Origin of the sequence: Pseudomonas sp. MD195_PC81_125 (genome assembly GCF_014060985.1) — a bacterium.
Classification (GTDB): Bacteria; Pseudomonadota; Gammaproteobacteria; order Pseudomonadales; family Pseudomonadaceae; genus Aquipseudomonas; species Aquipseudomonas parakoreensis.
Window position 1 is genome coordinate 1 of the sequence record NZ_JABULD010000639.1, and the last position, 12,029, is coordinate 12,029.

Sequence of the window (12,029 nt, forward strand, 5' to 3'; positions counted from 1 at the left end):
TAGGAGCTGCCGCAGGTTGCGATCTTTTGATCTTGTCTTTTAGAAACCAAGTCAAAAGATCGCACCTGCGGCAGCTCCTACACGGATTGTGTATGGTGTTTCTGGCTTATTGGACTGGATGAAGCAACATGCGATTACTCATTACCCTCGCCGCGTTGCTGGCGCTCGCCGGTTGCGCCGGCCAGCGCAGTCAGGAGCCGGCGCCGCGTGCGCCCGCCGAAGTGAAGGCCGAAATAGTGCGGCTGATGCCGGCCAAAGTGCCCGAGCGCGAGGCTGGGCCACCGACATCTACGCCGCGTTCGCCGCTCAGCACATCAGCCCGACCACACAGAATCTCTGTTCAGTGCTGGCCGTGGCCGAGCAGGAATCGACCTATCAGGTCGACCCGACGGTGCCGGGGCTGGGCAAGATCGCTCGCGACGAAATCGACCGTCGTGCCGGCAAAGTGCATATCCCCGGCCTGTTGGTCAGCGGCGCGCTGCAAGTGCGCTCCACCAACGGCAAGACCTACAGCGAACGCCTGAGCGCGGCGCGCAGTGAAAAAGAACTCAGCGCCATTTTTGATGACTTCATCGGCAGGGTGCCGATGGGCCGCACCTTGTTCGGTGGCTTCAACCCGGTACACACCGCCGGACCGATGCAGGTCAGTATCGAATTCGCCGAGCAGCACGCCAAGGACTATCCATACCCGGTAGACGGCACGATCCGCCACGAAGTGTTCACCCGCCGAGGCGGAATGTACTTCGGCATCGCGCATTTGCTTGGCTACCCGGTGAGTTACCGCGAGCCGCTGTATCGCTTCGCCGACTTCAACGCCGGTTGGTACGCCAGCCGCAATGCCGCGTTCCAGAACGCCGTCAGCCGAGCCTCGGGCATCCCGCTGGCGCTGGATGGCGACTTGATTCGCTACGACTCGATCATGCCCGGCAGCACCGAACTGGCGGTGCGCACCCTCGGCAAGTCGCTGGGCCTGCGCAACCCGACGATTCGCGATCAACTGGAGAAGGGCAAGACCCTGGAATTCGAAGAAACCAAACTCTACCAGCGCGTGTTCGAACTGGCCGAGAAGGCTGAAGGCAAGACCTTGCCACGTGCGGTGTTGCCGGGGATCGTCCTGCAGAGCCCGAAAATCACCCGCAAACTGACCACGGCGTGGTTCGCCAAACGCGTGGATGAGCGCTACAAGCGCTGCATGGCCAAGGCCGGTTGACGCGGGTTCAAAGCACTTTGACGGCGCGACCGATCGCCTGAATCGGCCCGGTCGGTTTACCGATCGGCGAGCCATTGGCGCCTTCCAGCGTCAGCTCGAACAGCTGATTCGGTTGCAGCGGCGGCAGCTTGTCCAGCGGCACCGACAGCGCCTGGCCCGGCTTGACCAGCCCCAGCGACACCGGCCCTTGCCAGCCGTCAGCCTTGGTCCAGAACTCCAGCGCCTTGTCCGCCGGCACTTCGACCACGCCCAGCGGGATCAGCTGAATTTCCCGGGCGTTGCTGGCCTGAATCACCCAGCCCGGCGCCTTGTCCTGCGGCGCGACCAGCACCACCAGATAACTGGGTTTCGGCGTGGTCTGGGTCAGTAGAATCGAGCCCAGGATCAGCGTCGCTGCCAGTCCGAACGCACTCAGCCCACGCCACAGCGGCAGCAGATTCCACCATGAGGTGGGCGCCGGAGCCGGTGTTTTTTCGTGAGCGTTGCTCGACACTGCGCTCGATACGCGGCCAAAGGTGCGGCGATGGCTGCTGCGTCCCGGCGAGATCGGTCAGGTCGAGCAAGCGCCGCTCCCAGGCGTCCACCGCCGCTTGCAGTTCGGGCTCGTGGGGCAAGCGCCGTTGCACCGCTTCACGCTCCGGCGCCGACAGGGTGCCGAGCACGTATTCACTGGCCAGTTCATCGCGTTCCTGCGCCGATTCAGTGGTCATCCCATGCACTCCCGCAAAGCGTTGAGGCTGCGTTTGATCCAGGCTTTGACCGTGCCCAGCGGCGTGCCCAACCGTTGGGAAATCTGCGCGTGGCTGTAGCCATCGACATAGGCGTGGAGGATGCAGCTTCGGCGTTGTGGGTCGAGTTGTTCCAGGCAGCGATGGATGCGCCCCGAATGCGCCTGGGCATAGAAGCCGTCATCTTCTTCGGCAGGCATTTCATGATCTTCGCTGAACGGCGTCTCCCGAGCCTGATTGCGCAGCAGATTCAGCGCCAGATGCCGGGTCACGCTGAACATCCAGCCCCGCGCCGAGCCGCGCGCCGGATCGAACTGCGCCGCACCGTTCCAGATCTTGATGAATGCCTCGTGCACGATGTCTTCGGCCAGCGCCGTGTCACGTAGCAGCCGCTTGGCCACGCCGAGCAGGCGCGGGCCTTCCTGCACATATAAATCGCGCAGGGCCGAGTGCTCGCCGCGGGCGCAGGCCGCGAGACGGGCTTCGTAATCGAACACCGGTTCAGGCAAAGACATGGGGTGCAATCTAGCTCACATTCTTCAAACATCCAGCCAACAGTCCTCTACTGTGGGAGCGAGCCTTTGTGGTGAGGGGATTCATCCCCGACCGGCTGCACAGCAGCCGTAACCGTTGGTTGCGGTGAATTCCTGATTCCGCAGTGCCGGATTTTGGGGCGCTTCGCGCCCCATCGGGGATGAATCCCCTCGCCACCAGTTCGCTCCCATAGAAGCATCAAGGAACTAGTTCGCCGCCCAGAAAATGTAATCGGCCTGATATTTCACCACTTCCTGCTTGCCCTTGTTCGCCGCCGTGCATTCGCTGCCCGGGGCCACGCCGCCCTTGAGCGCGACACGCTGGATGTAACTCACGCCACTCATCGCGCCTTTGCCTTCGGCGGGGTTGGCCTTGACCAGTTGATAGGGCAGGTTGCCCGGACTCGACGGGGCGACGGCCAATTGCGTACCGGTGACTTTCGAACCGTCCTTGGCCTGCCAGGTGGCGGGCGGGCCGAAGTAGGTGCCGACCTGCTGGCCGCTGCGATCATTGAGCACCGCTTTCGGGCCGACGAAGGTCCACTCGGTTTGTCCGACCGCGTTGGGCTTGTCGCGGCATTCATAGGTGATCTCGCCGACGCCGGTGGTTTCCATGGCGATCTTGTGGCCTTCCGGGACTTTGATCGCGTCGGGATAGCTGCTCTGGGCGAACGTTGTCGAGGACAGGGCGAGCAAACCGGTGAGGCCAATCAGTTGAGTGATGTTCATCTGTGTTATCTCCGAAAGGGGTAAACCGCTGACAGCCGAGGAGGGCTGCTACTGGAACTACCCGTGACGGAGGCGTTTGGATGCAGTGCCCGAAAAATATTTTTCAATCTCTGCAAATCAAAACTGTGGGAGCGAGCTTGCTCGCGAAGGCGTAGTGTCAGTCGACTCATTTATATCTGCACCACCGCTTTCGCGAGCAAGCTCGCTCCCACAGGGGACTTTAGCGGCTTGAGGCCGGAGGCTTTCAGCAGTTCCTGGGTGTAGGGATGCTGCGGCGCAGCAAAGATCTCCCGCGACGCCCCTTGCTCGACCACCTGGCCGTCCTTGATCACCAGCAAGTCATGAGCCAGTGCCTGCACCACCGCCAGGTCATGGCTGATGAACAGATAGGTCAGCCCATGCTTGATCTGCAATTGTCGCAACAGCTCCACCACTTGTTTCTGCACCGTGCGATCCAGCGCCGAGGTCGGTTCGTCGAGCAGGATCAGCGCCGGCTCCAGCACCAGTGCGCGGGCGATGGAGATGCGCTGGCGCTGGCCGCCGGAAAATTCGTGGGGGTAGCGATGGCGACTCTTCGGGTCGAGGCCGACTTCCTCCAGTACGCGAATCACCGCCGCCTCGCGCTCGGCCTCGGTGCCGATGCCGTGAGTCAGCAGACCTTCGGCAATGATCTGCTGCACCGACATGCGCGGGCTCAGGCTACCGAACGGGTCCTGGAACACCACTTGAATCTGCCGCCGCAACGGGCGCATCAAACGCTGATTGAGCAGGCTCAGTTGCTTGTTGCCGAAGCGGATCTCGCCCTCGGATTCCACCAGCCGCAGGATCGCCTGGCCCAGCGTGGATTTGCCCGAACCGGATTCGCCGACAATCCCCAACGTTTTGCCGCGTTGCAGGCGGAAGCTGACGCCGTCCACCGCTTTGATGTACGCCTGCGAACGACTGAACAGTGCCTTGGGCAGTGGAAACCAGACCTTCAGATCATCGACTTCCAGCAGATTGTGTTGATACGCACTTGGCACCGGAGCACCGCTGGGTTCGGCTTCGATCAACAAGCGACTGTAAGGATGTTGCGGGGTGCGAAACAGTGTCTCGCAGTCGGCCTGTTCAACGATTTCACCGTGGCGCATCACGCACACCCGTTGCGCGATGCGCCGCACCAGATTCAGATCGTGACTGATCAGCAACAGTGACATGCCCAGGCGTTGTTGCAGTTCGATCAACAGCTCAAGAATCTTCTGCTGCACGGTCACGTCCAGCGCGGTGGTCGGTTCATCGGCGATCAGCAGTTCCGGCTCATTGGCCAGCGCCATGGCGATCATCACCCGTTGCCGTTGTCCGCCCGACAGCTGATGCGGATAGGCTTTCAAACGCTGCAAAGGCTGGCGAATACCGACCAGTTCCAGCAGCTCCAGCGTCCGCTCACGTGCCGCGCGACCCTTCAGGCCTTTATGAATTTCCAGCACTTCACTGACTTGCTTTTCCACCGTGTGCAACGGGTTCAGCGAGGTCATCGGCTCCTGGAAAATCATCGCAATCCGGTTGCCGCGTAAACCGCGCAGGTGTTGCTCGCTGGCCTGCAGCAAGTTCACCCCGTTGTAAGTAATCGAACCGCTGCTGCTGACGCTTTTACCCGGCAGCAAACGCAGGATCGAATGCGCCGTGACCGACTTGCCCGAGCCGGACTCACCGACCAGCGCCAGGCATTCACCCCGGCGAATGTCGAGGTTCAAACCGTGCACCACGGCCTGCTCGCCAAAGGCTACGCGCAGGTCGCGAATCTCGATCAAATGGTTTTGCATGTCAGTTCCTCGGATCAAGATCGTGGATCAAACGCGTCTCGGCAAGCCTCACCGATGAACACCAACAACGACAGAATCAGCGCCAAGGCAAAAAATGCCGTCAGGCCCAGCCACGGCGCTTGCAGATTGCGCTTGGCCTGGCCAATCAGTTCGCCCAGTGAGGCGGTGCCCGCCGGCATGCCGAAGCCAAGAAAATCCAGCGCGGTGAGGGTGGCGATGGCGCCGGTCAGAATGAATGGCAAATAGGTCAGGGTGGAGGTCATTGCGTTGGGCAGGATGTGCCGGCACATCAGCTCTCTGTCGGTCAGCCCCAGCGCCCGCGCGGCTTTGACGTATTCCAGATTGCGTCCACGGAGGAACTCGGCGCGCACCACGTCCACCAGCGCCAGCCAGGAGAACAGCGCCATGATCCCCAGCAGCCACCAGAAACTCGGCGAGACGAACCCGGACAAAATGATCAGCAGATACAGCACCGGCAGCCCCGACCAGATCTCCAGCAGCCGTTGCCCGAGCAAATCCACCCAACCGCCGTAATAACCCTGCAACGCGCCGGCAACGATACCGACCAACGCACTGATGCCGGTGAGGGTCAGCGCAAACAGGATCGAAATTCGTGTGCCGAAAATCACTCGCGCCAACACGTCCCGCGCCTGATCGTCGGTGCCCAGCCAGTTGCTCGCCGAGGGCGGGCTTGGCGCCGGTTCGGTGAGGTCGTAGTTGACGGTGTCGTAGCTGAACGGAATCGGCGGAAACAGCATCCAGCCGCCCTGATCCTCGATCAGCGAGTGCACGTAAGCGCTGGCGTAATCCGGCTGGAACGGCAGCTCGCCGCCGAAATCGGTTTCCAGGTAATCGCTGAGGATCGGGAAGTACAAAGCGCCGTGGTAGCGGATTACCAAGGGTTTGTCGTTGGCAATCAATTCGCCGCCAAGGCAGATCAGGCACAGGCCAATGAACAGCCACAGCGACCAGCGTCCACGACGGTTGGCCTTGAACTGCGCGACCCGGCGCTGACCCAGAGGAGAGAGTGTGAACATCAGGCAGTCCTCGCCGAGAAGTCGATGCGCGGGTCGAGCAGGGTGTAGCTGAGGTCGCCGATCAGCTTGATCAACAGGCCGAACAAGGTGAACAGGAACAACGCGCCGAACACCACCGGATAGTCCCGCGACACCGCCGCTTCGTAACTCATGCGCCCGAGGCCATCGAGGTTGAAAAGGGTTTCGATCAGCAAGGAGCCAGCGAAAAACACTTCGATCAGCGCCGACGGCACACCGGCCACCACCAGCAGCATGGCGTTGCGAAACACGTGGCCGTAAAGCACGCGGCGTTCGGTCAAGCCCTTGGCCCGTGCGGTAATCACGTACTGGCGGCTGATCTCGTTGAGGAAGCTGTTTTTGGTGAGGATGGTCAGGGTGGCGAAGCCACCGATGACCAGCGCCGTGACCGGCAACACCAGGTGCCAGAGGTAGTCGCCGACCTTGCCCAAGGTGCTGAGGCTGTCGAAGTTATCCGACACCAGCCCCTGCACCGGGAACCAGTTGACGTAGCTGCCGCCGGCGAACACCACGATCAGCAGAATCGCAAACAGAAACGCCGGCATCGCGTAGCCGATGATGATCGCGGTGCTGCTCCAGACATCGAATGCGCTGCCGTTCCTGATCGCTTTGCGAATGCCCAGCGGGATCGAAATCAGGTAGGTGATCAGCGTCGCCCACACGCCGAGCGACAACGACACCGGCAGTTTCTGCAGGATCAGATCGGTGACCTTGGCACCGCGAAAGAAACTGCTGCCCAGGTCCAGCTGCGCGTAGTTTTTCAGCATCAGCCACAGGCGTTCATGCATCGGCTTGTCGAAACCGTAGTGGTGTTTGATTTCCTCGATCAGCGCCGGGTCGAGGCCACGGCTGCTGCGCCCGGCACCGCCCGTCGCAGCGACTTCGCCACCACCGCCCATGCTGTGCCCGCCGAAACCTTGCAGACGCGCGATGGCTTGTTCCACCGGGCCGCCCGGCGCGGCCTGCACGATGAGGAAATTGACCACCAGAATGCACAGCAGCGTGGGGATGATCAGCAGCAAACGTCGACTCAGATAACGCAGCATGTCACTGGCCCCCCGCAAGCTGGGTGTGCATCTGTTGCGTGGTCAACGGCTTGGCCGAGACCTCCCACCAGGTGTTGAGGCCTTCGTCGTAAGCCGGTTGCACCGGCGGCATGCCGAAGCGGTTCTGATACACCGTCGGCGTGCCTTTGGAGTAGTAGTTGGGAATCATGTAGTAACCCCATTGCAGCACCCGGTCGAGGGCGCGGGGCGTAATGCACCATGGCGTCGCGGGTGTCGGCCTTGACCAGCCCGTCGATCAGTTGGTCGACCGCCGGGTTGGCCAGCACCATTGAGTTGGAACTGCCGACCTGCGTGGCACTTTGCGAGGCGTACAGGCTGTACAGTTCGCGGCCGGGGGAGACGATCGGATCGCCACTGCGCGGGAAACTGGTGACGATCATGTCGTAGTCGCGGGCGTTGAGCCGATTGACGTATTGCGCCGAATCGATCCGCCGTAGATTGAGGGTGATGCCGATCTGCGCGAGGGTGCGTTTGAATGGCAACAGCATGCGGTCGAAGCCGCCCTGACCGTCGAGGAAGGTGAACGCCAGCGGCTCGCCAGTGGCGTTGACCAGTCGGCTGTGTTGCGGCGTCCAGCCCGCCTCGGCGAGCAGCTTCAGCGCCTGCAACTGCTTGTCGCGTATGTAGCCGCTGCCGTCGGTTTTCGGCGCCTGATAGACCTCGGTGAACACCTCGTCCGGGATCTGCCCGCGCAACGGTTCGAGGATCTTCAATTCCTCGGCGTCGGGCAGGGCGGTGGCGGCCATTTCACTCTTCGGCCAGAAGCTGTTCTGACGCACGTAGAAGCCGCGCATCATCTGCTTGTTGGTCCACTCGAAATCCCACAGCAGACTGATCGCCTGACGCACGCGGCGATCCTGAAAAATCGGGTTTTGCAGGTTGAACACGAAGCCTTGCGCCGCCGTGGGTTTTTCCGGGGCGAGAATCGCCTGTTGCAAACGCCCGTCACGCAATGCCGGGCTGTCGTAGCCGACCACGTAACCGGACGAAGAAAACTCGCGGTTGTAATCGAACGCACCGGCCTGCAGCAGTTGGCGAGCGACGTCGGTGTCGCCGTAGAAATTCACCGTGAGCGTGTCGAAGTTGTACATTCCGCGACTGACCGGCAGGTCCTTGCCCCACCAGTCCGGGTCGCGCTGGAAACTGATGCTTCGCCCGGCGTCGACCTTGCTCACGCGATACGGGCCGCTGCCCAGCGGCGGTTCGAAGCCGCCGCCGTTGGCGAAATCGCGCGTCTTCCACCAGTGTTCGGGCACCACGCGCAGCGTCGCCAGGTCCAGCGCCAGGGTGCGGTTGAGGTTGTTCTTGAAGGTGAAACGCACCTGCCGTGGACCTTCGATCAGCACGTCCTGCACGTCGGCGTACTGCTGGCGATAACTGAGGCTGCCCTTGGTCATCAGCAGGTTGAAGGTGTAGCGCACGTCTTCGGCGGTGATCGGCGTACCGTCGGCGAAGCGGGCCTTGGGGTTGAGGGTGAAGCGCACCCAGAGCCCCTCGGGATCGCGTTCCATTTGTTGCGCGACCAGTGCGTAAACGGTGTAGGGCTCGTCCAGCGAACGGAACGCCAGCGGCGCATACACCCAGTCGTTGACCTGCACCACGGAAATGCCCTGATCGGCATACGGGGTGATGTAGTTGTACTGGCCGATTTCCATCGACGCCCGGCTGAGCGAACCGCCCTTGGGCGCGTCGGGATCGACGAAATCGAAATGCTGGAAACCCGCCGGATACTTCGGCGCTTCGCCGTACACCGTCAGTGCATAGCTGCCGGCGGCCATTGCTGGCACAGCGGCGCAGAGCAAGGCGCCGCCGAGCAGCAGGCCTGCCATGTTGCGCAAAAAACTCATGAAGTCACTCCTCAAAAATCCCTGAAAGAACCCGGCCCCCTGTGGGAGCGAGCTTGCTCGCGAATGCGGTGTTTCAGTGAAGGATGTGTTGACTGATACGACGCCTTCGCGAGCAAGCTCGCTCCCACATTGGGGATGTGGTGTTTCCGGTCAGAAGTGATACGTCATGCGCGCAAACAGCGTGCGGCCCAGCGGGTCGGTGTAGCGCGGGTCATAGCCGCTCTGGAAGTTGTAGGCCTGGTTGGAGAACGGTGGGTTGCGGTCGAACATGTTCTTCATCCCGGCATCGACATCCAGCACCTTGTTGAAGGTGTAGCCGGCCGACAGGTCCCACACCGAATACGACGCCACGCGGGCATGGGTATCGCGGTCGTAGTCGTTGTAACCGGTGGTGAAGCGGTTGGTCAGCGACGCCCTTGCGGCGCCGAAGGTCCAGCTGCCGGTGAGGTTGTGTTTCCAGCGCGCGATCACGCCGTCCCCTTCGAAGTCGCCAACCTTGTCGGTGAACGGGCCTTTGATGGTGCTCTGGAAGTCGTACTCGTCCACGTAAGTGCCTTGCAGCCCCAGACCGAACTGGCCGTAAGGGGTGTTCGGGAAGCGGTAGTCCAGCGACACATCGACGCCGTTGGTTTCGACGATGCCAAGGTTGGCATTGCCGGTGACGATGTAGTTAAGCGTGCCGTCGGCGTTGCGCACGAAGCGATCCGGGTAGCTGCCGGCCTGATCGAACACGGTGGACTCGGGGAACGGCTGGATCTGGTTGGAAATATGAATCCACCAGAAATCCAGGCCCACGGAAAGGTTGCTGACCGGTTGATAGACGAAGCCCAGCGTCACGTTGCGCGCCTTCTCCGGAGCCAGATCTTCATTGCCGCCGATCTGATTGAGGAACTGCTGACCGCAATCGCGCCCGCCGTTGCCGCCCGGTTGCACCACGCCGCCGGTACACAGCACCGGATCGTTGTAGTAGCCCTGGGTGTAGGTGATGCTGCGCGGCGAATACAGCTCGTAGAGCGACGGCGCCCGGAAGCCTTCGCTGTACGCGCCGCGCACCACCAGCTCTTTGAGCGGCTGATAACGGAACGAGTATTTCGGGTTGGTGGTGCTGCCGAAGTCGCTGTATTTGTCGTGACGCACAGCGGCGGACAGTTCGAGGCTGTCGAGCACCGGCACATTGATTTCGGCGTACGCGGCTTTCACGCTGCGGTCGCCCTCGACGCTGCCGGCCGGGTCGATACCGAGGCTCTGGATGTCACCGGCAAACGACTCGAAATCCTGATGGAACTTCTCTTTGCGGTACTCGCCACCCAGCGCCAGACCGGCCGGCCCGGCACCGAACCAGTCTCCGATCTCGCGACTGACCCGCCCGTCGAAACCGGCCACGCGGCCGACGGCGGTGGAGTAGGCGCCGTGGTACATCGCTTGATCGATGTATTGCTGACCGGCGCTGGTCTGCGGGCCGAACGGGTTGAGCAGACCACTGGCCAGGCCATCGATCATCGCCTGATCGCTGACATAGCCGCTGGTGACGCTGGAGACGATTTTGTTCTGGTTGTACGAGGCGCCGACGTTGTAATCCCAGCCGCCGACCAGACCGTCGAAGCTCAACAGAAAGCGCTGGCTGGTGTTCTGGTCTTTCGATTCCCGTGGGCCGGCGGCGGTTTCGCGCCAGTTCACATCGACCGGTTGCGTCGGGTCGAGGGCGAAGCCCGTGGGGGCTGGCGTGATGCCGTTGCCGGGGTAGTACGGCGACGAGGAATCCAGGCTCAGGCCGGTGAGCGGGGCCGGGCCAACCGCGGTGGCGTTGTTGTTGCGTGACCAGAAGTATTCGAGGTTGACGTTGTGATCGTCGCCGAGTTTGCCGGTGGTCTTGCCGAAGAACGAGGTCTTCTCGGTTTGCGGAATCAGGTCGATGTATTCGCGGGTGCTGAAGCGGCACAGCCCATCGCGCGCGACCAGGTTCGGCCCGTTGCAATTGCTGTTGGCCAACGGGTTGGTGGCGTTGCCGTTCTGGCTGTAGTTGCCGGGGAACGCGGTGCCGGAGGTCTGATCGAGGCCACGACCAGGGTCGTAGTCGCGGGCGAAGGAGCGGTCGTTGGCGTCGAGGTTCTGTTGCTTGTTGTAGTTGAACACGCCGAGCACGTTGAAGCGGTCTTCTTCCAGATCGCCATAGCCCCAACTGGCGCTCATGTCTTTGGTGGCACCGCCGCCGCTGTGGGTCGGGGTTTCGCCACCGAGGGTGAGCTGGCCGTCGGTCAGGGATTTTTTGGTGATGAAGTTGATCACGCCGCCGATGGCGTCGGTGCCGTACAGGGCTGATGCGCCGTCGCGCAGAACCTCCACGCGCTCGATGGCGGCAAACGGGATCATGTTCAGATCCACCGCGCCGCCGGCCGAGTTGGTGCCGGACAAGGCATTGTTGGCCAGGCGCCGACCGTTGAGCAGCACCAGGGTCTTGTTCGCGCCGATGCCGCGCATGTCGGCAAACGAAGCGCCACCGGTGGCGGCGCCGACCGAGCCGGCGCTGTTGTTTATCGACTGGCTGCCGGTGATCCGCTGCACCAGTTCGGCGGTGGTAGTCACGCCCTGTTTGCGCAGCTCATCGGCTTTCAGAATGGTGATCGGCACGGCCGTTTCCGCATCGACCCGGCGAATCGCCGAGCCGGTCACTTCCACCCGTTGCAATTGTGTGGTCGGTGCCACCACTGCGGCTGCAGCGGGAACGGCGACGTTGTCGTCCTCGGCGGCTTGCACGGTCCCGGCGCCCATCCCCATGGCCACCAGGTACAACGGAACAAAACGGTGACGAGAAATCGTTGCCACCAAAGGTTTGAGCGTGAAGCGTGGAGTGTTCATCAGCATGGTTGTTTCCGACTTGATCAGACGTTATCGAATTGGCCTTGTGAGCCCCTCATTGCTCCGCTTTCGGTGATACCGCATGCGGAAAGCCACTTTCTTCAAGCAAGCCGATCCCCTCCGAAGACGTCTGGCGTTTTTCGGTCGGCTGATTGCGACGGGATTCTTCAGCGGTGCCGGGCGCGTTTCTCAGCGCGCGCCC

6 protein-coding genes and 3 pseudogenes are annotated in these 12,029 nt (G+C 62.0%); 1 reads left to right on the forward strand and 8 read right to left on the reverse strand.

The features are described 5' to 3' along the window. Positions 1 to 128 precede the first annotated feature (128 nt). Positions 129 to 1,210 (forward strand): annotated as a pseudogene (locus tag HT737_RS25350) (DUF1615 domain-containing protein). Positions 1,211 to 1,217: 7 nt separating this feature from the next. Here HT737_RS25350 and HT737_RS25355 read toward each other — a convergent pair. The 8 genes and pseudogenes from HT737_RS25355 to HT737_RS25390 all read right to left on the reverse strand — a co-directional run bounded on the left by HT737_RS25355 (position 1,218) and on the right by HT737_RS25390 (position 11,833). Next, positions 1,218 to 1,920 (reverse strand): annotated as a pseudogene (locus HT737_RS25355) (anti-sigma factor domain-containing protein). Next, complete coding sequence (locus HT737_RS25360; RefSeq protein ID WP_182404229.1) at positions 1,917 to 2,453, reverse strand: sigma-70 family RNA polymerase sigma factor; 537 nt, start codon at positions 2,451 to 2,453, stop codon at positions 1,917 to 1,919. The pseudogene HT737_RS25355 and the gene HT737_RS25360 overlap by 4 nt, the downstream one beginning before the upstream one ends. 225 nt (positions 2,454 to 2,678) lie before the next feature. Next, on the reverse strand, positions 2,679 to 3,200 hold the full coding sequence (locus tag HT737_RS25365; protein WP_121184659.1) for a DUF3455 domain-containing protein: 522 nt from the start codon (positions 3,198 to 3,200) through the stop codon (positions 2,679 to 2,681). Between the two features lie 170 nt (positions 3,201 to 3,370). Beyond that, positions 3,371 to 5,002 carry an ABC transporter ATP-binding protein gene (locus HT737_RS25370; protein ID WP_182404230.1) on the reverse strand — a complete coding sequence of 544 codons (1,632 nt, stop codon included), beginning with the start codon at positions 5,000 to 5,002 and terminating at the stop codon, positions 3,371 to 3,373. A 14-nt stretch (positions 5,003 to 5,016) separates the two neighbouring features. After that, positions 5,017 to 6,039 carry an ABC transporter permease gene (locus HT737_RS25375; protein ID WP_182404231.1) on the reverse strand — a complete coding sequence of 341 codons (1,023 nt, stop codon included), beginning with the start codon at positions 6,037 to 6,039 and terminating at the stop codon, positions 5,017 to 5,019. Further along, positions 6,039 to 7,103 (reverse strand): microcin C ABC transporter permease YejB, encoded by a 1,065-nt coding sequence (locus HT737_RS25380; RefSeq protein ID WP_047291509.1) that lies wholly within the window; start codon positions 7,101 to 7,103, stop codon positions 6,039 to 6,041. Before HT737_RS25380 ends, HT737_RS25375 begins: the two co-directional genes overlap by 1 nt. A gap of 1 nt (position 7,104) precedes the next feature. Beyond that, positions 7,105 to 8,971 (reverse strand): annotated as a pseudogene (locus tag HT737_RS25385) (extracellular solute-binding protein). A gap of 150 nt (positions 8,972 to 9,121) precedes the next feature. Next, positions 9,122 to 11,833 carry a TonB-dependent receptor gene (locus HT737_RS25390; RefSeq protein ID WP_182404232.1) on the reverse strand — a complete coding sequence of 904 codons (2,712 nt, stop codon included), beginning with the start codon at positions 11,831 to 11,833 and terminating at the stop codon, positions 9,122 to 9,124. Positions 11,834 to 12,029 lie beyond the last annotated feature (196 nt).